The 21673-nt window shown below is 73.4% G+C and carries 18 protein-coding genes and 1 pseudogene; 10 read left to right on the plus strand and 9 right to left on the minus strand.

Annotated elements, in window-relative coordinates:
• Positions 1–477 precede the first annotated feature (477 nt).
• The 4 genes and pseudogenes from D450_RS0103210 to D450_RS29310 form a co-directional block, all read right to left on the minus strand.
• On the minus strand, positions 478–1344 hold the full coding sequence (locus tag D450_RS0103210; RefSeq protein ID WP_241483040.1) for a cupin: 867 nt from the start codon (positions 1342–1344) through the stop codon (positions 478–480).
• A 198-nt stretch (positions 1345–1542) separates the two neighbouring features.
• The gene (locus D450_RS0103215) at positions 1543–3462 is read right to left on the minus strand and encodes a helix-hairpin-helix domain-containing protein (RefSeq protein WP_017537237.1); all 1920 of its coding nucleotides are present in this window, start codon (positions 3460–3462) and stop codon (positions 1543–1545) included.
• 113 nt (positions 3463–3575) lie between these two features.
• The gene (locus D450_RS32145) at positions 3576–3884 is read right to left on the minus strand and encodes a histidine phosphatase family protein (protein ID WP_394296811.1); all 309 of its coding nucleotides are present in this window, start codon (positions 3882–3884) and stop codon (positions 3576–3578) included.
• Positions 3885–3945: 61 nt separating this feature from the next.
• Positions 3946–4909: pseudogene (locus D450_RS29310) on the minus strand (aldo/keto reductase).
• Between the two features lie 296 nt (positions 4910–5205).
• Here D450_RS29310 and D450_RS0103235 point away from each other — a divergent pair.
• The 4 genes from D450_RS0103235 to D450_RS0103250 all read left to right on the plus strand — a co-directional run bounded on the left by D450_RS0103235 (position 5206) and on the right by D450_RS0103250 (position 8622).
• A complete protein-coding gene (locus D450_RS0103235; protein ID WP_017537241.1) occupies positions 5206–6414 on the plus strand; it encodes an undecaprenyl-diphosphate phosphatase in 1209 nt (402 codons plus the stop codon).
• An 82-nt stretch (positions 6415–6496) separates the two neighbouring features.
• A complete protein-coding gene (locus D450_RS0103240) occupies positions 6497–7222 on the plus strand; it encodes an MSMEG_4193 family putative phosphomutase (protein WP_017537242.1) in 726 nt (241 codons plus the stop codon).
• A 51-nt stretch (positions 7223–7273) separates the two neighbouring features.
• Complete coding sequence (locus tag D450_RS0103245; protein WP_017537243.1) at positions 7274–7870, plus strand: DUF3090 family protein; 597 nt, start codon at positions 7274–7276, stop codon at positions 7868–7870.
• Positions 7867–8622, plus strand: a complete 756-nt coding sequence (locus D450_RS0103250; RefSeq protein ID WP_017537244.1) for an SCO1664 family protein — start codon at positions 7867–7869, stop codon at positions 8620–8622. Before D450_RS0103245 ends, D450_RS0103250 begins: the two co-directional genes overlap by 4 nt.
• A 216-nt stretch (positions 8623–8838) precedes the next feature.
• Here the strand turns inward: D450_RS0103250 and D450_RS0103255 are convergent, their stop codons facing one another.
• Positions 8839–11316: an HAD-IC family P-type ATPase gene (locus D450_RS0103255; protein WP_017537245.1), complete on the minus strand. Its 2478-nt coding sequence runs from the start codon at positions 11314–11316 to the stop codon at positions 8839–8841.
• Between the two features lie 358 nt (positions 11317–11674).
• Between D450_RS0103255 and D450_RS0103260 the strand changes: the two genes are divergently transcribed.
• The 3 genes from D450_RS0103260 (at position 11675) to D450_RS0103270 (ending at position 13939) form a co-directional block, all read left to right on the plus strand.
• On the plus strand, positions 11675–11947 hold the full coding sequence (locus D450_RS0103260; protein ID WP_017537246.1) for a hypothetical protein: 273 nt from the start codon (positions 11675–11677) through the stop codon (positions 11945–11947).
• A 91-nt stretch (positions 11948–12038) separates the two neighbouring features.
• A complete protein-coding gene (gene mshC / locus D450_RS0103265; RefSeq protein ID WP_083932533.1) occupies positions 12039–13265 on the plus strand; it encodes a cysteine--1-D-myo-inosityl 2-amino-2-deoxy-alpha-D-glucopyranoside ligase in 1227 nt (408 codons plus the stop codon).
• Positions 13266–13525: 260 nt separating this feature from the next.
• Positions 13526–13939, plus strand: a complete 414-nt coding sequence (locus D450_RS0103270) for an ABATE domain-containing protein (protein ID WP_017537248.1) — start codon at positions 13526–13528, stop codon at positions 13937–13939.
• A 30-nt stretch (positions 13940–13969) separates the two neighbouring features.
• On the opposite strand, the gene D450_RS0103275 is transcribed toward D450_RS0103270, so the two are convergent.
• Positions 13970–14812, minus strand: coding sequence for a PAC2 family protein (locus tag D450_RS0103275; protein ID WP_017537249.1), 843 nt, complete (start codon positions 14810–14812; stop codon positions 13970–13972).
• 259 nt (positions 14813–15071) lie between these two features.
• On the opposite strand from D450_RS0103275, the gene metH reads away from it, so the two are divergent.
• From metH to D450_RS0103290, 3 genes are all read left to right on the plus strand, one after another.
• Entirely contained in the window at positions 15072–18545 is a 3474-nt protein-coding gene (gene metH / locus D450_RS0103280) for a methionine synthase (RefSeq protein WP_083932534.1), read from the plus strand.
• Between the two features lie 82 nt (positions 18546–18627).
• Positions 18628–19323 carry an HAD family hydrolase gene (locus tag D450_RS0103285; RefSeq protein WP_017537251.1) on the plus strand — a complete coding sequence of 232 codons (696 nt, stop codon included), beginning with the start codon at positions 18628–18630 and terminating at the stop codon, positions 19321–19323.
• 201 nt (positions 19324–19524) lie between these two features.
• Positions 19525–19926 carry a hypothetical protein gene (locus D450_RS0103290; RefSeq protein WP_017537252.1) on the plus strand — a complete coding sequence of 134 codons (402 nt, stop codon included), beginning with the start codon at positions 19525–19527 and terminating at the stop codon, positions 19924–19926.
• A 54-nt stretch (positions 19927–19980) separates the two neighbouring features.
• Here the strand turns inward: D450_RS0103290 and D450_RS0103295 are convergent, their stop codons facing one another.
• The 3 genes from D450_RS0103295 to D450_RS0103305 form a co-directional block, all read right to left on the minus strand.
• Positions 19981–20244, minus strand: coding sequence for a hypothetical protein (locus D450_RS0103295; RefSeq protein WP_017537253.1), 264 nt, complete (start codon positions 20242–20244; stop codon positions 19981–19983).
• Positions 20241–20594: a hypothetical protein gene (locus D450_RS0103300; RefSeq protein WP_017537254.1), complete on the minus strand. Its 354-nt coding sequence runs from the start codon at positions 20592–20594 to the stop codon at positions 20241–20243. Before D450_RS0103300 ends, D450_RS0103295 begins: the two co-directional genes overlap by 4 nt.
• A gap of 133 nt (positions 20595–20727) precedes the next feature.
• Entirely contained in the window at positions 20728–21579 is an 852-nt protein-coding gene (locus D450_RS0103305; protein WP_017537255.1) for a metallophosphoesterase family protein, read from the minus strand.
• Positions 21580–21673 lie beyond the last annotated feature (94 nt).

Genomic DNA, 21673 nt, shown 5'->3' on the forward strand with positions numbered 1-21673 from the left:
GCCGTCCGACCAGCGGGAACCCGGCAGCCGACGAGAAGCAGTGAGCGGGGTACCTGCTCCTCCGTCGCCGCTCCTCCCCCCTGGGCCGACAGGGACCCGGCGGACGGCAAGCAGGCATAAGCGACCACCCGCCCGCTCCATCGCCGCCCCACCGCCCCGGCCGTCCGCACGCCCGATCCCCGACAGTGCTCCGGACGACCCACCGGCCTTGCTCGTCGCCGCCCCGTCACCCGGACCACCAGGAGCCCGGCACCCGACAGCCAAGCCCGTGAACCCGCCCGGCCCTCGTCGCCGCCGTCCACGCTGGGCCGGCGGAGACCAGGCGGCCGGGAAGCGGCAGCAAGCGGGGCACCTGCTCATCCGTCGCCGCCGAGCCCGACGACCATCCGCACGCCCGGCGGCCGACGACGCTGCTGCAAGGGCCATCGGGCTTCCTCGCCGCCGCCGTCTGACTGGCACACCGGGGCGCCCTGCGCCTCATCCCTCGTGCGGCGGATGCCCCATCGCGTCTTCGAAGGTGGGGTGGTGGAGGCCGACGGCGACGGTGTCCTCATCGATCTCGAACACGGCGGAGACGCCGTGGGGCATGTAGAGCATCTGGCCTGCGCTCGCTTTGAAGGAGCGGCCGTTGCTCCGAACGGTGAAGCTTCCGCTCGTGATCGCGGCGACCTCATCGTAGGGGAATTCCAGCTCGTACACCCCGCCCCGCCGGAAATCGGAGAAGGCCAGGCCGAACGGTGCGCCTTCCGCCTTGTCGGCGATGTAGCCGACCTTGGCGCCCTGTTCCCCGTCGACGGTGATCCAGTCCGGGATGTCGGATATGTCGAACACCTGCATCACCGCGGGGTCGAAGAAGCCGCCCGCGCTCTGGGCGCGGCGCGGGGCGGTGACCGGCAGGGAAGGCTGTTCGCCGACATCCGTCGCCGCCTTGTACTCCTGGAGGGACATTCCGTTCGCACGGGCGAACGTGGGGTGGTGCACGCAGATCATCTCCAGGTCCTCTCCGATGCGGAAGGTTCCGGGAACCCCCTTGGGCTGGGTCATGACCTGTCCGGCGCGTGCGGTGATCCGCCTGCCGAGGGTGTCGACGGTCAGGCTGCCCCGGGTGACGATGCACACCTCGTCGTAGGGCCAGGTGAAGTCGAACTCCACGCCGGCCCGGAAGTGCACGAAGGCCATGCCCATGGCCGCCTTCTCGTGCTCGTCGGCGATGTAACCGACGTGCGTGCCCTCGTCCTCGTCGGTCCAGCTCCACAGGCTCACATCGGCGGCCGAGTAGGCGGCGATGCTCTCAGGGTCGAACTTCACGGTGCTGCTCCGTTCCGTCTCGGGGCGTTCGCTCACCACCGGTCACCGCGCCCGCGGTCTCCGGTGGCATCCCAAGCTAGAAGTTCGACTTAAGTCCAACTCAAGGTGAAGCGGAGTGTGACCCGGCCTACAAGGTCGCCCCGCCGGTCCGCTCGGCGCCCTTCGCCTCGACACCTCCCGGCTTCCGACCGACCCCGGGGGCTGAACCCCGGAGCCTGGCCCCGTGCCCGCACCTCACCCCTCGCGGATGACGTCGCGCAGGCGGGTCGTGCGGGGGAGGGACGCCTTCTCCTTGACCGCCTCGGCCAGTTCCGGGCCGGCCGCGTGGACGATGGACACGTGGCGCTCGCCGCGGGTCAGGGCCGTGTACACCTGCGGGCGCGAGCCGCGGGTCTCGGGGCCGAAGACCGCGACCGCGGCCGGCCAGTGCGACCCGTGCGCCGCGGCCACCGTCACCGCCCACCCCGGGCGCAGGTGCGCCGGGTCCGCCGGGACGGGCACGGACGCGCCCGGCAGCTCCACGTGCGGGCGGTCGTCGCCCTCCGGGCCGGTGCGCAGGTACCCGACGTCGCCCGCGGAGTAGCCGGGGCCGCCCCCGGCCAGCAGCACCCGGTCGCCCGCGTCGAGCCCGCCGAGCGCGCCCGGGCCGGGGTTGAAGCGCTCCTTGCAGGCCCGGTTGAGCGCGTCCGCCCCCGCCTCGCCGCCGCGGGTCGCGGCGATGATCTGCACCTGCTCTGCGGGGATGGCCAGGGCGCGCGGGATCGAGTCGCCCACCAGCTGCAGCGCCCGGTGCGCCGCCTCGGCGCCCGACGACGCGGGCACGGCGACGACCTCCTTGTCGGGCGCCTGCGCCGGGGCCAGCTCGCCCTCGGCGACCGCCGCGGCCAGCGCGGCGATCGGCCCCGGGGGCTGCGCGTCGGGCAGGTCGGCGACGGCGGCCAGCCGCGACTCCGCGACGTCCCGCACCACCTGGCCGGGGCGGGCCGACGGCGCCTCGGCGGGGTCGGCCAGCAGTACCAGGTGGGTGCCGTCCTCGCACGCCTCGACCAGGGCGGCCGCGCGCTCGACGTCCAGCGCCATGGCGTCGGTGACCACAACGATCCCGGCGGGCACCGGCGATCCGGCCTCCAGCAGGCGCCCGAGCGGGACCGCCCCGGTGGCGACGGCGGGGGAGGGGGCGGCCTCTCCGTCCCCGGTGCCCGTGCGGGCAGGCTCGCCGGGTGTTTCCCCGGCCTCCTCTCCGGCGCCGTCATCCCGCTCGTCCTGCTCGTCCGACGCGTCCGGCTCCGCAGCGTTCGCACCGTCGTCCGACTCCGCGCCGGCGGCCCCCGCGCTCGGGGCGGCGGTGCGCAGGGCCCCGTCCAGCAGCGCGTTGAGCGCGGCCGCGGACTGCGCCGTGGGCGAGGCCACCGCCAGCCCGACCGCGCTGTCCTCGGCGGCCGCGGCCAGGCACGCCAGCGTGTGGCGCACCGCCGCGCCCGCGCCGGGCCCGTGCCGCAGCACCGCCACCCCGCGCATGAGGGCCGCGATCGCGGCGGCGGTCGTCTCGGGGGCGAACTCCTCGCCCAGCCGCTCGGCGGCGGCGTCGGCGGTCTCCGCGGCGGTCGCCGGGTCCATCACGGGCTCGCTGGTGCCGACCAGCCGGGCCAGCCCCTCGCCCAGGTCCTGCTCGGCCAGGCCCACCCGGGTGGGGGCGACGAAGCGGTCCGGGTCGGGCATCTCCGGCACGTCGCCGTCCTCGAACCCGTCGTCGGCGTCCTCGGGGAAGACCTCGAACACCATGGCCGACCCGTCCTCCTGGGCCGCTTCGACGGCGCGGCCGGGGTCGGCGATCCGCATGCCGCGCAGGGCCCGGCCCAGCTCGCGCTCCTCCACCGTGGTGGAGCCCTCCCGGGCGGCCGCCGCCAGCACCCGCCCGACCAGGGCGCGCCCGCGGCGCGGGTCGTCGGGGGAGGCGGCGTCGCCCAGGGCGCGCCGGGCGCAGAAGTCGGCCTGGTCGGGGGTGACCGCGGGCAGCGCCAGCAGCCGCCAGGGGTCCTCGGCCAGCTCCTCGGCGGCGCCGGGGCCCAGAGCGGCGACGAGCGGCTCGGCCAGGGACTCTGGGGCGCCCATACCCGCCAGCACGGCGCGGGTGCGCTCGGGGGCGTCTGACATGCGGGAAGCGTCCTCTCCTCGGGGCGTGCGGCCGACGGAAGAGCAGCCTAGCGAGGAACGGCGACACAGGCGTCCCGGCCGCGTGACCGGTGGGCGGCGATCCGGGCGGCACTCTAGGCGGCGATCCGGGCGGCGGCCGGGACGCCGAACCGCGCCGCCGAAGGGTGCTGCCGGACCACCGGCCACTCCGGCTCCTCCCTGAGCTCCTCCAGGGAACGCCCGGTCCAGGCACCGTAGTCGCACTCACCGAAACGCTCGTCCACCACCGCCTCCAGGCCCAACGCGGCCGCCGGCGGCGCGACGGTCCGACGGCACCGCTCCAACGGACTCGTGAGGACCGCGGTCCCGCTCCGCGCGGGCAGGTCGCGCCTCCGCTCGGCAGGGTGCGGCGCGCATGTCCGGGCCGCACTGCGGTCTCCCAAGCGCTCTCCCAGGCGCTCTCGATCCGACCCTGCCGACGTTCCCTGGGGAGGCCGCCGCCGACTACCGCCGCTTGGCCGAGGCGTCGTCGAGGGCCTCGCGGATCTCGTCGGGCAGGCGCACGTCCTCGGCGCCGAGGATCTCGTCGAGCTGGGCGGCGGTGCGCGGGCCGATGGCCACCGACGCCACGCCGGGGCGGTCGCGCACCCAGCTCAGCGCCACCGCCAGGGGCGACACCCCCAGCCCCTCGGCCGCCGTGCACACCGACTCCACCACCCGGCGGCTCGGCTCCCCCCGGGAAAGGNAGGTAAGGCTCCACGTACGGCGCCATCTGCGGCCGCGAGCCGCGCGACCCCTGCGGGACGCCCCTGCGGTACTTGCCGCTGAGCACGCCGCGGCCCAGCGACGCCCACGCGATCACCCCGGCGCCCAGCGCCGCGGCGGCCGGCAGCAGGTCGCGCTCGGGGTCCCGGCACAGCAGCGAGTACTCGGCCGCCGCCGTCACCACCGGGTTGCGCCCGGAGCCGCCCGAGCGCTGCCAGGCCGCCAGCGCCGCGAACTGCCAGGCCGTCATGTTGCCCACCCCCACATAGCGGGCCTTGCCCGAGGCCACCGCCGCGTCCAGGGCCGACAGCGTCTCCTCGAACGGCGTGGCGGGGTCGTGGGCGTGCAGCTGCCACAGGTCCACGTGGTCGGTCTGCAGGCGGCGCAGCGACGCGTCCAGCGACGCCAGCAGGTGGCGCCGGGAGGTGTCGACCGGCCGGTGGCCGTCGGTGGCGTGCCCCGTCTTGGTGGCGATGATCACATCGCTGCGCCGGACCACCCCGTTGAGCAGGCGGCCGAGGATGCGCTCCCCCTCGCCGCCGTTGTAGACGTCGGCGGTGTCGACCAGCGTTCCCCCGGCGTCGACGAAGGCGGTCAGCAGGTCCGAGGCCTCCGCCTGGTCGGTGTCGTTGCCCCAGGTCATGGTCCCCAGAGCGGTGCACGACACCCACAGCCCCGAGCCGCCCGCCTGTCGCTGTTCCATGGCGTGCGAGGTTACCCGGTCCCCGGGTGGGCGGCCGAGGCCCGCCCGGAGAAGCCCAGTTCGCAGGGGATGCGGCGGTCCGGCCGTTTGTCCGCGCAGGCCCGACCGGAACCGGGCGGGCGCGCACGGGCGCCGCGCACACGTGCGGGAACCGGTAGTAGGCTTCCTCCGGTCGCCGCCGGATGCCGGTCGGGCCTTCACCCCCGCCCCCGCGGCGCCGAACCGTCCAGCCCTCCGCCGCGAGTCCCCCCGCCCGCGGCCGCTTGCCGAACCTGCAAACAGGAGCCGAGCCCGCCGTGTCCATCATCGAGGCCATCATCCTTGGACTCGTCCAAGGGCTGACCGAAATGCTGCCGATCTCGTCCAGCGGGCACGTACGCGTGATCTCCGCGTTCTTCGGCTGGCCCGACCCGGGGGCGGCGTTCACCGCGGTCACCCAGATCGGTACCGAACTGGCGGTGCTGGTCTATTTCCGCCGGCGCATCTGGTCGATCCTGTCCACGTGGACCCGCTCGCTGTTCGACCGCGAGCTGCGCCGCGACATCAACGCCCGGATGGGCTGGTACGTCATCGTCGGCACCATCCCCATCGGCGTGCTGGGGCTGCTGCTGGAGGAGCAGATCGACACGGTCTTCCGGGACCTGCGCCTGATCGCGCTGACCCTGATCGTGTTCGGCGTCATCCTCGGCGCCACCGACCGCTATACCCGCAAGCACCGGGTGCTGGCCGACCTGACCATCACCCGCGGCGTCACCTACGGCCTGTTCCAGTGCCTGGCGCTCATCCCCGGCGTCTCCCGCTCCGGCGGCACCATCACCGGCGGCATGCTGATGGGCTTCAAGCGCAAGGACGCAGCCGAGTTCTCCTTCCTGCTGGCGATGCCCGCGGTTTTCGCCTCCGGGCTGTACAAGCTGACCGACATCGGCGGCGACATGTACGCCGGGTGGACGGCCACCATCGTCGCCACCCTCGTGGCGGGGATCGTCGGCTACGTCTGCGTGGCCTGGCTGATGAAGTTCATCTCCACCCACAGCTTCATGCCGTTCGTCTACTACCGCATCGGCCTGGGGATCCTGGTGCTGACCCTGGTCAGCTTCGGCGTGCTCGACCCCAAGGGCGGCGCCGAGGAGCAGCCCGACAAGGGCGAGGTCGTCGCCGAGGCCTCCCCAGAGCCCAGCGACGAGCCCTCGGAGGAGCCCACCCCCTCCGAGGAGCCCTCGCCCTCGCCGAGCGTCGACCCGGTCACCGGCTGGCCGATCGACCCCGAGGTGGGGCTGCCGGTCAACCCCGAGAACGGGCTGCACCACGACCCCGAGCTGGGCATGGACGTGGAGATCGACCCGCAGTCCGGGCTGCCGATCAACCCGCTGACCGACCAGACCTACGACCCGCACGCCGACGACGCCCAGGACGGCACCGCTGGCACCCCCGGAACCGCCGGCGGCGACGGCCAGACGGGCCAGGGCGGCACCGGGCAGACCCAGGAGGGCGTGCCCGCCGGCTGACCCCGCGGCTCCGAGGCGAGCGTTCCGGCGCCGGGCCCGCCCTTCGGGGTGGGCCCGGCGCCGTGGTCTAGGGTGGACGGCCATGGGCATCCCAGCGAACGCCTCCGCCACCCTGATCCTCCTGCGGCACGGCCTGACCGCCGTCACCGGGAGCATCCTGGCCGGCCGCAGCCCCGGCATCGACCTCGACGAGCGCGGCCGCCGCCAGGCCGAGGAGACCGCCCGCCGGCTGAGCGGGCTGCACCTGGACGCGATCGTCACCAGTCCGCTGGAGCGGTGCCGTCAGACCGCCGCGCCGCTGGCCGCCGCGCTGGGGCTGGAGCCCGTCGTGGACGAGCGCTTCAGCGAGTGCGACTACGGCACCTGGACCGGGCGCACCCTTGAGGAGCTCAAGGACGAGCCGGAATGGCCGGTGGTCCAGCAGCAGCCTTCGGCGGCCCATTTCCCCGGCGGGGAGTCCCTGGCCCAGGTCAGCGCCCGGGTCGTGGGCGCGGTCCGGGACTGGAACGCGCGCCTGGCGGCCGCCTCGGACACCGGGCACCCCCGCTACCTGGTGTGCGCCCACGGCGACGTGATCAAGGCGGCCGCCGCCGACGCCCTGGGCATGCACCTGGACCTGTTCCAGCGCATCCAGGTCGACCCGTGCTCGGTAACCGCCCTGCGCTACACACGGACGCGGCCGTTCCTGCTGCGCCTCAACGACGTCGGCGCGACCGCCGAGGGGCTGGCGCCGCCCCCGGAGGAGGGGGCCCAGCAGAGCGCCGAGGACGCCGTCGTCGGAGGCGGCGCGGGCGGCGGCCGCCGGTGACGGGGGCGGTCGCGATCGCTCCGCAGCCCGCGATCCTCTAGGGTTCTTGGCATGTCGCTGTACTTGTACGACCCGCCGAACCGCTTCGTGGCCGGGACCGTCGGCCAGCCGGGGGAGCGGACCTTCTTCCTCCAGGCGAGCGGAGACGGCCGCATCACGTCCGTCGTCCTGGAGAAGGCCCAGGTGTCCGCGCTCGCCGAGCGGGTGGAGGAGCTGCTGGAAGAGGTCCGGGTCCGCTTCGGCGACCCGCTGCCCGAGGCCTCGGAGATCTCGGAGAACGGGGCCGAGGTCGACGACGGCCCGCTCGAGCAGCCGATCGACGAGGACTTCCGGGTGGGCACCCTGGCCCTGGCCTGGGACGCCGAGGCCTCGCGCGTGATCATCGAGGCCCAGGAGGCGGTGCAGGACGCCGAGGGCGAGGAGGAGTCCGAGGAGCAGGCCGAGGTGGAGGTCTTCAGCGAGACCGCGCCCGCCGACCGCGACGTGCTGCGGGTGCACCTGACGCCGACGGCCGCCCGCGCGTTCGCCGGCCGCGCGATGCGGGTGGTCGCCGCGGGCCGGCCCAACTGCCCGCTGTGCGGGCGCCCGCTGGACCCCGCGGGGCACATCTGCCCCCGGCAGAACGGCTACCGGCCCGCCGGCGCGTGACCGAGGGGCAGGGCGGGACGGCGGTGCCCGCCGGGGGAGAGGCGGCCGTGGAGCTGCTGCGCACCGGAACCCTGGAGGTCGTGGGCAGGCTCACCGCCGCCTCCAACGCCACGTTCTACGCCGCCGTCTCCTCGCCGCAGGGGGAGGCGGCCTGCGTGTACAAGCCGGTCGCCGGGGAGCGGCCGCTGTGGGACTTCCCCGAGGGGACCCTGGCCGGGCGCGAGGTCGCGGCGTTCGCCGTCTCCGAGGCGCTCGGGTGGGGCGTGGTCCCGCCGACCGTGCACCGCGACGGGCCCTTCGGCGAGGGCATGGTGCAGCTGTGGGTGGACGCCGACCCGGAGGTGGACCTGGTCGGTCTGGCGCAGGACGCGCACAGCGCGCCGCTGCGGCGGATGGCGGTCTTCGACGCGGTCATCAACAACTCCGACCGCAAGATCGGGCACCTGCTTCCGCTGCCCGGCGGCCACCTGCACGGGTGCGACCACGGGGTGGCCTTCGCCGAGGAGTACAAGCTCCGCACGGTGCTCTGGCAGTGGCAGGGCGAGCCCCTGACCGGGGAGGCCCTGGCGGGCCTGGAGGCGCTCGCGGAGGGCCTGGGGAACAAGGAGGGGCACCTGGCCGGGGAGCTGTCCCGCCACCTGACCGGCCCGGAGCGCTACGCCCTGCGCCGCAGGGTGGAACTCCTCCTGCAGCACAAGGTGCACCCCTACCCGTCCCCGGCCTGGCCGGCCGTCCCCTGGCCGCCGGTCTGAGCCCCCCGCCGGCCGCGATCCCGCGTCGATCGGCGGGCCGCCGGGGGAGAGGGGCGGCGACGGCGAAGCGGGGCCCGCTCCGGGCACCGAGCGGCCTGCAACCGGGGTGGTGCGCCATCGATAGTGGTGAAAAGGTCACTGAATCGCACAATGAGTGGCGAATCCACCACTATCGATCGAGTTGTACCGTCCCCGGCTCGGGGGCGAGCGCGGCCCCTACCCCTCGGCGCCGCTCGCGGACGGGGCGCGTTCCGCCGCCTCCCGGCGGGACTCCTCGCGGGCGATGAGGCGGTCGTCGACCAGCCGGACCGCGGTGATCAGGGCCATCGCCGCCGCCGCGACGCCCAGGGCCACCCCGATCTTGCCCGGGTCGCTCACGTCCAGGGCGAAGAACGCCTGCCCGACCGGGGTGAGCAGCGCCGTCAGCAGCAGCCCCACCATCGCGCCGACCAGCACCGTCTTCCACCACACGTACGGCTTGGCCACCAGCAGCAGCACCCACAGCGTGGTCGCGCACAGCGTGATCACCACCGCCGTCCGGTCCGCCGGGTCCGGCACCACCCGCCCGTCGAGCACCATCAGGTACGTCGTCACCGCGGCCGCCCCCGCGATCAGTCCCGACGGCACCGCCAGGCGCAGCGTCCGCCGCACGAACCCCGGCCGCGCCCGCTCGGTGTTGGGCGCCAGCGCCAGGAAGAACGAGGGGATGCCGAACGTCACCGCGTTGATGAGGGTGGCGTGCCGCGGAAAGAAGGGGTAGGCCACCGCCAGCACGCTGACCACCGTGGCCATCGTCATCGAGTACACGGTCTTGGTCAGGAACAGGTTGGCCACCCGCTCGATGTTGCCGATCACCCGCCGCCCCTCGGCGACCACCGCCGGAAGTGCCGAGAACCGGTTGCCCAGCAGCACGATCTGCGCCACCGCCCGCGAGGCCGGGCTGCCCGACCCCATGGCCACGCCGATGTCGGCCTCCTTCAGGGCCAGCACGTCGTTGACGCCGTCGCCGGTCATCGCCACCGTGCGCCCGCGCGAGCGCAGCCCCCGCACCAGGTCCCGCTTCTGCTCGGGGGTGACCCGGCCGAACACCGTGGCCCGGTCCGCCTCGTCGGCGAAGGCCTCCTGCGCGGCCGGCAGCTCCCGCGCGTCGCGCGGCTCGCGGGCGCCCGGCAGCTCCACCGCGCGCGCCACCGCGCCCACCGACACCGCGTTGTCCCCCGAGACGATCTTGACCTGCACGCCCTGGTCGGCGAAGTAGTCCAGGGTGTCCTTGGCGTCGCCGCGCAGCCGCTGGTCGAGCACGACCAGCGCGGCCGGCCGCACCGGTCCGGGCGCCTCCGGCCCGTCCACGCGCTCACCGGCCCGCCCCAGCAGCAGCACCCGCACCCCTTCGGCGCCGATGCGCTCGGCCTCGGCGGCCTCGGGCCCCGACGGGGGCGCCAGCACGTCCGGGGCGCCCAGCACCCAGTGCTGCTCGCCCTCGGGGGTGGCGAAGGAGGCGCCGCTCCACTTGCGCGCCGAGGAGAACGGCGCGCGCGCCACCACCGACCAGTCGTCCGGCGGCGCCCCCAGGGCCTCGGTGATCGCGGCGACGCTGGGGTTGGGGCGCGGGTCGGCCCCGGCCAGCGCGGCCAGCGCCGTCCGGGCCGGGTCCGCGCCGCCGCCCATCTCGCGCACCTCGGCCAGGCGCATGCCGTTCTCGGTCAGGGTGCCGGTCTTGTCCGTGCACACCACGTCCACCCGGGCCAGCCCCTCGATCGCGGGCAGCTCCTGGACCAGGCACTTCTGCTGCCCCAGGCGGATGACGCCGACCGCGAAGGCGATGCTGACCAGCAGCACCAGGCCCTCGGGGATCATCGAGACCAGGGCGGCCACCGTGCCGCGCAGCGCGTCGGCCACCGGGCCGGTGATCTGGCCCCCGTCGACCGACTCCTCGATGCCGACCTGCCCGTTCAGGGCGAGCTGGCTGAAGATCAGCAGCCCGCCGATGGGGAACAGCGCCCAGGTGATGAAGGTCAGGATGCGGTTGATGCCCGAGCGCAGCTCGGAGTGGACCAGGCTGAACCGGCTGGCCTCCTCGGCCAGCCGGGCGGCGTAGGCGTGCCGACCCACCTTGGCCGCCCGGTAGCGGCCGGTTCCGGCGACGATGAAGCTGCCCGACATCACCGCGTCCCCGGGGCGCTTGAGCACGGGGTCGGCCTCGCCGGTCAGCAGCGACTCGTCGACCTCCAGGCCCTCGGCGGCGACCACGGTGCCGTCCACCACCACCTGGTCGCCCTGGGCGCACTCGACCACGTCGTCCAGCACGATCTCCTGGGCGGTGACCGGGGTGGCGGCGCCGTCGCGCACCACCCGCGGGTGGGCGGCGTTGACGATCGCCAGCTTGTCCAGGGTGCGCTTGGCGCGCAGCTCCTGGGCGATGCCGATGAGCGTGTTGACCACGATCACCAGGGCGAACAGGCCGTCCTGGACCGGGCCGATCACCGCGATGACCGCGAACAGCACCGCGATCATGGCGTTGATCCGGGTCAGCACGTTCCCGCGGACGATCGCGCCGACGCTGCGGCTGGCCCGCACCGGGACGTCGTTGGTGCGCCCGTCGGCCACCCGTTCGGCGACCTGGGCCGCGGTCAGCCCGTGGTCGTGGTCGAGCACGGAAACGGCCGGGTCCTGCTGGTCGCCTCGGGCGGGCATGCACGCTCCAGATCGTCGGTCGCGAGGCGGCCGGGGGCGGCCGGCACGCGGAAGGGCCACCGGAAGATCGGGTGCGGGGAGCGACGCGGGTGACCTCCCCCACCGGTGCAGAGCTTAGGGGACGCCGGAGGCCGGCGCGGTCGGGCAGGCCCGCCGGCCGGGGGAGTGCCCCCACCCCGGCGCGGAGTGGGGGCGGCACGCGCGCCATAGTGGGGCCGGCGCCGCCGCCTGGGGGATGGTCGACGAGGTCCGCTGAGGGGATCCGGGCTGTCAACCGCGAAAGAGCGCTCGACGTCTGAAAGGGGGCAGGGGGACGCAGAGGAGCCCCCGGAGCGAGAAGCGGGAGCGGAATGGCCGTATGAACCGCCTGAGCAACCGGCCCGCGCTGCGCGGGCGGCGCGGACGCGCGCGTCCGCCCCTCGCCGGGGCGCCGGCCTCCCTCGCCGAACTGGCCTGCTACTGGCTGCTGTACGTGGTGGCGCTGTCCGCGGCCCTGCTGCACTGGAACGTCGGCAACACCGGGCTGGCGCTGCTGTGCGTGCTGGCGGCGGCCGCCGCCGTCCGCGCGATCGTGCGCACCTCGCCCGGCGACCCGCGGGCGGACGGCGGGCCCGAACAACGCTCGGTCTGAGTTATTCCCGCTCCAAGTCGGCGAATGATCTCGTCCGGCGCGCCCTGGGGGCGGGAGGTTTCGCCTCACATGGCCGGATAATCTCGGTGTCATGCGTTCTTGGTCTGCGCCCGACATCGTCCGCCTGCCAGGGAGCGGCGGACCGCTCCGCATCCACGACACCGTCACCGGGGCCCAGCGCACCACAAACCCCGGGGCGACCGCCCGCATGTACGTCTGCGGGATCACGCCCTACGACGCCGCCCACATCGGCCATGCCTTCACCTACCTGACCTTCGACCTGGTCAACCGGGTGTGGCGGGACGCCGGCCACGCCGTGGACTACGTGCAGAACACCACGGACGTGGACGACCCGCTCCTGGAGCGGGCGCAGGCCACCGGCGAGGCGTGGCGCGACCTGGCGGCCCGCGAGATCCAGGTCTTCCGCGAGGACATGGAGGCGCTGCGCGTCCTGCCCCCGCGCGCCTACGTGGGCGTCGTGGAGTCGATCGGCCTCATCGCCGATTTCGTGGCCAAGGTGCGCGAGAGCGGCGCCGCCTATGAGCTGGAGGGCGACGTCTACTTCTCGGTGGAGGCCGCGGAGCACTTCGGCGAGGTCGGCGGTATGAGCCGGGAGGAGATGCTGCGCCTGTTCGGCGAGCGCGGCGGAGACCCGGACCGGCCCGGCAAGAAGGACCCCCTGGACTGGCTGCTGTGGCGTGCCGAGCGCCCGGGCGAGCCCGCCTGGGAGAGCCCCTTGGGCCGGGGGAGGCCCGGCTGGCACGTGGAGTGCAGCGCGATCTCGCTCAACGAGCTGGGCATGGGCTTCGACCTGAACGGCGGCGGGAGCGACCTGGTGTTCCCGCACCACGAGATGGGGGCGGCCGAGGCCTGTAAGGCGACCGGTTCCCACCCGCACGCGCAGAACTACATGCACGTGGGCATGGTCGGGCTGGACGGCGAGAAGATGTCCAAGTCCCTGGGCAACCTCGAGTTCGTCTCCCGGCTCCGCGAGGAGGGCGCCGACCCGATGGCGGTCCGCCTGGCGATGCTGCCGCACCACTACCGGGCCGACTGGGACTGGACGTCCCAGGGCCTCGAGGAGGCCCGCGGGCGCCTGGAGCGCTGGCGTGCCGCGGCCGGCCGCGAAGCGGGCCCGGACGCCGCCCCCGTGCTGGCGGAGGTCCGCAGGGCCCTCGCGGACGACCTGGACACCCCGGCCGCGCTGGCGGCCGTCGACGCCTGGGCTGAGCGGGCCGAGGCGGGCGCCGGCGACGACCCGGCGGCTCCGGCCCTGGTCCGCGACACCGTCGACACCCTTCTGGGCGTGCGGCTGTAAGAGCCGGGGAAGGGGCGAGGGGCGGAACAGCGGCCCCGTTCCAGACCAAGGCACAGAGCAAGGCACAGAACCTCTGAGCGCCTCGATGCCGGGGCGCTCAGAGGTTTCCGGTGCTCCACGCCCAGAACTGCGTGGACCGTGTCCATAGGGAACGCACCGGAAGAAACCGGAAATGTTCCCTATGGCGCACGAACGGCCGAATGTGGTCGGGAACCTGCGGAACGCCACCGTGCGGTGGCCTTCCGTGGTGGGATGGCACCATGACGACCACGACCCGACCGACCTCCGCCGCCCAGCTGGTGGCGGCCTTCGCCGGCCCCCGCGGCGATCTGGCCGACCGTGCCGACCTGGCCCGCTTCCTGCGCGAGCACGGCCTGGTGAACGCCGGGGCCATCCCCATCACCCTGGCCGACCTGGACGAGGCCCTCTCCCTCCGCGACGGGATCCGGGCCCTGCTCTTCCAGGCCGCGGGCCGGGCCACCGACGAGGACGCGCTGGCGCGCGGACAGCGTGTGCTGGACGGCCTGCGCGTCACCGTGCGCCTCGACCCGCAGGAGGAGCAGGGCGTGCTCGCCCCGGCCGTGGTCGACGAGGTGCGCCGCGGCCTGGCCCGCATCGCGGGCGCCTGGGCGTCCGTCGCACTCACCGGCGAGTGGCGGAACATCGGGCTCTGAGGGGCCGCCCGGGAGGGGGCCACAGGACGCTCAGCCGTGGTCGCGGCGGCGCAGGTAGCGCTGGAACTCGCGGGCGATGGCCTCGCCGCTGGCCTCGGGCAGCTCGGCGGCGTCCTTGGCCTCCTCCAGGCTGCGCACGTACCCGGCGATGTCCTCGTCCTCCGAGGCCAGTTCGTCCACGCCGGTCTCCCAGGCGCGGGCGTCCTCGGGCAGCTCGCCCATGGGCACCGGGCGGTCGAGCACGTCCTCGACCCGGCGCAGCAGCGCCAGCGCCGCCTTCGGGCTGGGCGGCTGGGCCACGTAGTGCGGGACCGCCGCCCACAGCGACACCGTCTCGATGCCGGCCTCGGCGAACACGTCGTGCAGCACCCCCACGATGCCGGTGGGCCCCTCGTACTCGGTGGGCTCCAGGGCCAGGTCGGTGCCGAGCTCGGGCGGGGAGGCGACCCCGGTCACCGGGACGGGGCGGGTGTGCGGGGAGTCGGCCAGCAGTGCGCCCAGCATGACGGCGCGGCGCACCCCCAGCTCGCGGGCGACCGCCAGCAGGTCGGCGCTGAACCCGCGCCAGCGCATGTTCGGCTCCGAGCCGCTGACCAGGACCACGTCCACGCCGCCGGCGCGGGCCAGGCGCACCCGGGTGGCGGGCCACTCCACGCCCGCGTGCCTGCCCTGGGAGACGGTGATCCGGGGCCGGGAGACCTGGAAGTCGTAGTAGTCGTCGGCGTCCAGCACGGTCAGCTCCTGGGCCTCCCAGGCGGACGCCAGCTGGTCCAGGGCCGCGCTGGCGGCCTCGCCGGCGTCGTTCCACCCTTCGAAGGCGGCCACCAGTACGGGCTCGACGAGTTCGGGAACGCCGTCGCCGAGCTCAGGCACAGGCCGCCTCCTCACCGGGACCCGCCGTCGGGCGGGCCCATCGCTCTACTGCTCGCGTGGACACGCACAACCCTACGGGGTTCCGGCCGCGCGGGGGAACGCCGTACGGTATCGTTCCGTAGCGCGAAACGCGTAGCGTGGACACCTTCATTCCGGACGACGCTGTCCCGACCGTCTGACCTGCATTTTCGTGAACAGGTGACCGTCGGCTGCCCCCGTATGCGCACGAACCGGTCGGCCGTCACTACAGTAAAGGGTCATGAGTTCTCGACTCTCCTTCCGGGACGCCCTCGCCCGCCGCGTCATCGTCGCCGATGGCGCGATGGGCACGATGCTGCAAGGCCATGATCTCGGCCTCGACGACTTCGAAGGCCACGAAGGCTGCAACGAGATCCTCAACATCACCCGCCCAGACGTGGTGCGCTCGACCCACGCGGGCTTCTTCGACGTGGGCGTGGACTGCGTCGAGACGAACACCTTCGGTGCCAACTTCGGCAACCTCGGCGAGTACGACATCGTGGACCGCACCTACGAGCTCGCCGAGTCCGGCGCCCGCATCGCACGCGAGGTCGCCGATGAGTACTCCACCCCCGACCACCCCCGCTACGTCCTGGGCTCGGTGGGCCCGGGAACCAAGCTCCCCTCCCTGGGCCACGCGCCCTTCGCCACCCTCCGCGACTACTACGAGCAGTGCCACCGCGGGCTGATCGAGGGCGGCGCCGACGCCATCCTCATCGAGACCTGCCAGGACCTGCTGCAGACCAAGGCCGCCGTGATCGGGGCGATGCGGGCCCGCCGCGCGCTGGGCAGCGACATCACCGTGATCGCGCAGGTCACCATCGAGACCACCGGCACCATGCTGATGGGCTCGGAGATCGGCGCCGCGGTCACCGCGCTGGAGCCGCTGGGCATCGACATGATCGGGCTCAACTGCGCCACCGGCCCGGCCGAGATGAGCGAGCACCTGCGCTACCTGTCCCAGCACGCCACCGTGCCGATCTCCTGCATGCCCAACGCGGGCCTGCCCCAGCTGGGCTCCGAGGGAGCGGTCTACCCGCTCACCCCGAGCGAGCTGGCCGACGCCCACGACAGCTTCACCTCCGAGTTCGGGCTGTCCATGGCCGGCGGCTGCTGCGGCACCACCCCCGAGCACCTGCGCCACGTGGTCGAGCGGGTGCAGGGGCGGGGGATCAAGGACCGCACGCCGGAGAGCCCGGCCGCGGCCGCCTCGCTCTACCAGAGCGTCCCCTTCCGCCAGGACGCCAGCTACCTCGCCGTCGGCGAGCGCACCAACGCCAACGGATCCAAGAAGTTCCGCGAGGCGATGGTCGAGGAGCGCTACGACGACTGCGTGGAGATCGCCCGCGAGCAGATCAGCGACGGCGCCCACCTGCTCGACCTGAACGTGGACTACGTGGGCCGGGACGGCACCCAGGACATGCGCGAGCTCGCCTCGCGCCTGGCCACCGCCTCCACCCTGCCGCTGATGCTGGACTCCACCGAGCCGGGGGTGCTGGAGGCCGGCCTGGAGCTGGTCGGCGGCCGCGCGGTGATCAACTCGGTCAACTACGAGGACGGCGACGGGCCGGACTCGCGCTTCGCCCGCATCATGCGCCTGGTCAAGGAGCACGGCGCCGCCGTGGTGGGGCTGTGCATCGACGAGGAGGGCCAGGCCCGCACCTGCGACTGGAAGGTCCGGGTCGCCAGCCGCCTCATCGACGACCTGGTGGAGAACTGGGGCATGAGGGTCGGCGACATCGTCATCGACACCCTGACCTTCCCCATCACCACCGGCCAGGAGGAGACGCGCCGCGACGGCATCGAGACCCTCGAGGCCATCAAGGAGCTCAAGCGCCGCTACCCGGACGTGCAGACCACGCTGGGCCTGTCCAACCTGTCCTTCGGCCTCAACCCGGCCGGCCGTATCGTCCTCAACTCGGTCTACCTGGCCGAGGCGGTCGAGGCGGGCCTGGACTCGGCGATCGTGCACGCCTCCAAGATCCTGCCGATGAACCAGATCCCCGAGGACCAGCGCAAGGCGGCCCTCGACCTGATCTACGACCGGCGCGAGGGCGACTTCGACCCGCTGGCCGCGTTCATGGAGCTCTTCGACGGCGTGGACGCCAAGGAGATGAAGGCCTCCCGGGCCGAGGCGCTGGCCGCGCTGCCGCTGTGGGAGCGCCTGCAGCGCCGCATCATCGACGGCGAGCAGGTCGGCATGCAGGAGGACCTGGACGCGGCCCTCACCGAGAAGAAGGCGCTGGAGATCGTCAACGACGACCTCCTGGCGGGCATGAAGGTCGTGGGCGACCTGTTCGGCTCCGGCCAGATGCAGCTGCCGTTCGTCCTGAAGTCGGCCGAGGTGATGAAGGCCGCGGTGGCCCACCTCGAACCGCACATGGAGAAGAACGAGGACGACGACGGCAAGGGCCGCATCGTGCTGGCCACCGTCAAGGGCGACGTCCACGACATCGGCAAGAACCTCGTCGACATCATCCTGTCCAACAACGGCTACGACGTGGTCAACATCGGCATCAAGCAGCCGGTGACGGCGATCCTGGAGGCCGCCGAGGACAACAAGGCCGACATGATCGGCATGTCCGGCCTGCTGGTGAAGTCGACGGTCATCATGAAGGAGAACCTGGAGGAGATGAACTCCCGGGGCATCTCCGACAAGTTCCCGGTGCTGCTGGGCGGTGCCGCGCTCACCCGCTCCTTCGTCGAGGAGGACCTGGCCGAGCTGTACGAGGGCGAGGTCCGCTACGCCAAGGACGCCTTCGAGGGGCTGCGCCTGATGGACGCCTTCATGGCGGTCAAGCGCGGCGAGGAGGGCGCCGAGCTGCCGCCGCTGCGCACCCGCCGGGTCAAGGGCGGCGCCAAGCTCAAGGTGACCGCGCCCGAGGACATGCCCGCCCGCAGCGACGTGGCCACCGACAACCCGGTGCCCACCCCGCCGTTCTGGGGCGACCGGATCAGCAAGGGCATCCCGCTGGCCGAGTACACCGCCTACCTGGACGAGCGGGCCACCTTCATGGGCCAGTGGGGGCTCAAGGGCTCCCGCGGCAAGGAGGGCCCCACCTACGAGGAGCTGGTGGAGACCGAGGGCCGGCCGCGCATGCGGATGTGGCTGGACCGCATCCAGACCGAGGGCTGGCTGGAGGCCGCGGTCGTCTACGGCCACTTCCCCTGCTACAGCGAGGGCGACGACCTGGTCGTCCTGGGCGAGGACGGCGCCGAGCGGACCCGCTTCAGCTTCCCGCGCCAGCGCCGCGACCGGCACCTGTGCCTGTCGGACTTCTTCCGGCCGAAGGAGTCGGGGGAGACCGACGTGGTGTCCTTCCAGGTCGTCACCGTCGGCGGCGGCATCAGCCGCGCCACCCAGGAGCTGTTCGAGAAGGACGCCTACCGCGACTACCTCGAGCTGCACGGCCTGTCGGTGCAGCTGACCGAGGCGCTGGCGGAGTACTGGCACACCCGGATCCGCTCCGAGCTGGGCTTCGACGGCGAGGACCCGGACGACATCGAGCAGTTCTTCAAGCTGGGCTACCGGGGGGCGCGGTTCTCCCTGGGGTACGGGGCCTGCCCCGACCTGGAGGACCGGGCCAAGATCATGAAGCTGCTGGAGCCCGAGCGCGTCGGCGTCACCCTGTCGGAGGAGTTCCAGCTCGTCCCCGAGCAGGCGACCGACGCGATCGTCATCCACCACCCGGAAGCCAAGTACTTCAACGTCTGACGGGCCGCCGCCCGCAGGCACCCGACGAACGAAGGAGGAAGGGCCCCGCACCCCGCGCGAACGGGGGCGGGGCCCCACCGCGATGAGCAGCACACCGACCCGCGCCCTGCCCGAGGCCGTCCTGTTCGACATGGACGGCACCCTGATCGACAGCGAAGGGCTGTGGGGGGACGCCGAGGCCGAGGTCGTCGCCGGACTGGGCGGCGTCTGGACCGAGGACGACCACCACCGCAACGTGGGCGGGGCCGCGGAGTCGGTGGGCCGCTACATCGCCGACCTGACCGGGGCCCAGGCCACGCCCCGGGAGATCATCGCGCTGCTGCAGGAGGCGTTCGGGCGCCGGCTGGCCGAGGGCGCCGACCCGCGGCCGGGCGCCGAGGAGCTGGTGGCCGCGGTCGCGGCCGCGCCGGTGCGCTCGGCGCTGGTCACCTCCACCGAGCGCCTGCTGATCGAGCCGGCGATCGGCGCGATCGGGCTGGGCTCGTTCGACCTGTCGGTGGGCGGCGACGAGGTGGAGGCCAACAAGCCGGACCCGGCGCCCTACCTGAAGGCCGCCCGCCTGCTGGGCGTGGACCCGGCGCGCTGCGTGGCGGTGGAGGACTCGGTCGTGGGCGTGGCCTCGGCGCTGGCCGCGGGCTGCGCCACGATCGCGGTCCCGATGATGGTGCCGATCGAGCCGGCCGAGGGCCTGACGGTCGTCGACTCCCTGGAGGAGGTCGGCCTGGACCGCCTGTCCGAGATCGCCGAACGCCACGCCGCCCGCTCGGCCGGGGTCTGAGCCCGCCGTAGAGTTCCGCCGTGGGGCCGGGCGCGATGCCCGGCCCCACGCGTGTGCGCGGCCCCGCGCACGCGGGAACCGGCGGGGGCCGAGGGCGTCGAATGGGGAAGAGGTTCGAATAACAGCAAGATGTCCCCGATGTGACGTATCAGCTGGTCCTGTGGGGGCGGCCGTCGCGTCGGCGGCGGCGATGAGCAGGCGGTGCCCGCGTTGACCCACGAGCAGTTCCAATGGGCCCTGGCCCTGGTGGCGGGCGTCGCGTGCGCGACGGCCATGGCGAGCCTGGCCTCCGACCGCAAGCGCGTCCTCCTCGCCGTGGCGTTCCCCCTGTTCATCGCCGGGTCCCTGTTCCTGAAGACGGCCGGCGGCCGTCTTCAGGACGGCGGAACCGCCCTGCGGATCTTCATCTCGGCCTTGATGGTCATGGTGCTGGTCCGACTGGTGTTCGCGCGGTGGTTCCGTGAGCAGAAGAAGCGGTACGAGGCCGGGTACCCGCCGCCGCAGCCGACCTTCCTGAATCTCACCCTGGTCACGACGGTCGTCCTCGGCGGAGGCGCCCTGTCCTGGGCCGCCCTCTGGTGGATCGAGACCGCGTTCTGGTGAACCGGTGACCGGCCGCGGACGCCGAACGCCCCACCGCCGACGACCGCGGAGAGGTCAACCGAGCCACATGACGCGGACGATCGAGATGACGCGAAGGCCTTCGACGGCGAGATAGAGGAAGAACCCCCGGCCACCGAGCAGCTCGATCGTGCGGAGACCCCCGCCCCCGACCCGCCCGTGCCCGGCCTGGGCGGCGTCCGGGCCGAGAACGGTGAGCTGTTCGGCGAGCCGCTCGACCTCCGTGACCACCTCGGCCGGAAGGCCCTCGACGACATGTTCCCGATCGGGGTTGTCGTGCCAGGTCCATACGTCGCTCATGGAGCCACCTCGCTGCGGGCGGCTTCCAGGATGGTCCGCAGCTCCTGTGTCACGCGGGTCAACTCGTTCACATCGACCGCGTTCTCCGCGGCATCCTCCAGCTCGCGCACGCGGGCGGCGCGTTGCGGCAGCCGCTGTACAGCGATGAACTCTCCCCAGTATTGGAGGAATCCACGGAGCGGGGCGACGGAGCTCTGCATCGCCGCCTGCTCTGCCGCCTGGTCCAGGTGGGAGCTGAAATCACGCAGTCGGGACGGTGCGATCTGCGCTACTGCAGACCTCAATGCGGCAGGGGTGAGCGGGGGCATGGGAATGAGCGGTCTTTCAGCACCGATGTGTTGCTCGGTCATGTCCCTACTCGTTACTGCACGGATTCCGCGTCGACGAGGCACCGCCGCCGACCGACAGCGTCCACTCTAAGGCTCCATGCTGCGCGGAGGCGGATGAACGCATCGGCGGCGGCCGAGGTCGTCAGGGGAGCCGCTACCCCCACTCGCCCCGGTCGGGGTCGGCGGGGAGGATGCTGCGCAGGCCGACCTCGGGGTGGCGGGGCCTCTTCCACTCACGGGGGTAGCCGATCGACACCTCCTCGAAGCGGACACCGTCGTACCAGGTCGTTCTGGGGATGTGCAGGTGCCCGTAGACCACGCACTGCGCGCGGAACCTCAGGTGCCAATCGGCCGTGCGGTCGGTTCCGCACCACTGGGCGAACTGGGGGTAGCGCAGGATGTCGGTGGGCGTCCGCACCAGAGGGTAGTGGTTGACCAGTACCGTCGGCAGGTCGGCCGGGCACTCCTCCAGGCGGCGCTCGGTCTCCTCCACGCGTGCGGCGCACCAGGCCGCGCGGTCGGGGTAGGGGTCCGGGCGGAGCAGGTACTCGTCGGTGCACACGATCCCGGTGTCGTAGGCGACCTGGAGCGACTCCTCCTTGGTGGCCGTCCCGGGGGCGAGGAACGAGTAGTCGTAGAGCAGGAACAGGGGCGCGACCACCACTGGTCCGCCGGGCCCCTTCCAGACGGGGTACGGGTCCTCGGGGGTGAGGACGTCCAGCTCCCGGCAGACCTTGACCAGGTGCTCGTAGCGCTCCACCCCGCGCAGGTCCACCGTGTCGCGCTTGGAGGTCCACAGCTCGTGGTTCCCGGGCGTCCAGAGGACCTTGGCGAACCTCTCCCGGAGCACCCCGAGGGCCCAGGCGATGCGGTCGACGGTCTCGGCCACGTCCCCGGCCACGATCAGCCAGTCGTCGGGGGAGCCGGGGCGCAGCCCCTCCACAACGGCGCGGTTGTCGGGGTGGGCGGCGTGCAGGTCGCTCACCGCGAGCAGGGAGCCGGTCATGCCGCACCTCCGGCGCGGCCGCCGGCCGGATGCAGGGTGGGGCGGCGGAGGCCGGTCGCTCCGCCGCCGCGGCTGGTCGTCATCGTCGAGGGCC

Origin of the sequence: Nocardiopsis halophila DSM 44494 (genome assembly GCF_000341245.1) — a bacterium.
GTDB classification, from domain to species: Bacteria; Actinomycetota; Actinomycetes; order Streptosporangiales; family Streptosporangiaceae; genus Nocardiopsis_A; species Nocardiopsis_A halophila.

Bases quoted from the DNA above. Each gene is read 5' to 3' on its own strand.
- D450_RS0103215 (WP_017537237.1), bottom strand. From the start codon at position 3,462: ATGTCAGACGCCCCCGAGCGCACCCGCGCCGTGCTGGCGGGTATGGGC.
- D450_RS0103240 (WP_017537242.1), top strand. From the start codon at position 6,497: ATGGGCATCCCAGCGAACGCCTCCGCCACCCTGATCCTCCTGCGGCAC.
- D450_RS0103245 (WP_017537243.1), top strand. From the start codon at position 7,274: ATGTCGCTGTACTTGTACGACCCGCCGAACCGCTTCGTGGCCGGGACC.
- D450_RS0103255 (WP_017537245.1), bottom strand. From the start codon at position 11,316: ATGCCCGCCCGAGGCGACCAGCAGGACCCGGCCGTTTCCGTGCTCGAC.
- D450_RS0103260 (WP_017537246.1), top strand. From the start codon at position 11,675: ATGAACCGCCTGAGCAACCGGCCCGCGCTGCGCGGGCGGCGCGGACGC.
- mshC (WP_083932533.1), top strand. From the start codon at position 12,039: ATGCGTTCTTGGTCTGCGCCCGACATCGTCCGCCTGCCAGGGAGCGGC.
- D450_RS0103270 (WP_017537248.1), top strand. From the start codon at position 13,526: ATGACGACCACGACCCGACCGACCTCCGCCGCCCAGCTGGTGGCGGCC.
- metH (WP_083932534.1), top strand. From the start codon at position 15,072: ATGAGTTCTCGACTCTCCTTCCGGGACGCCCTCGCCCGCCGCGTCATC.
- D450_RS0103285 (WP_017537251.1), top strand. From the start codon at position 18,628: ATGAGCAGCACACCGACCCGCGCCCTGCCCGAGGCCGTCCTGTTCGAC.
- D450_RS0103295 (WP_017537253.1), bottom strand. From the start codon at position 20,244: ATGAGCGACGTATGGACCTGGCACGACAACCCCGATCGGGAACATGTC.
- D450_RS0103300 (WP_017537254.1), bottom strand. From the start codon at position 20,594: ATGACCGAGCAACACATCGGTGCTGAAAGACCGCTCATTCCCATGCCC.
- D450_RS0103305 (WP_017537255.1), bottom strand. From the start codon at position 21,579: ATGACCGGCTCCCTGCTCGCGGTGAGCGACCTGCACGCCGCCCACCCC.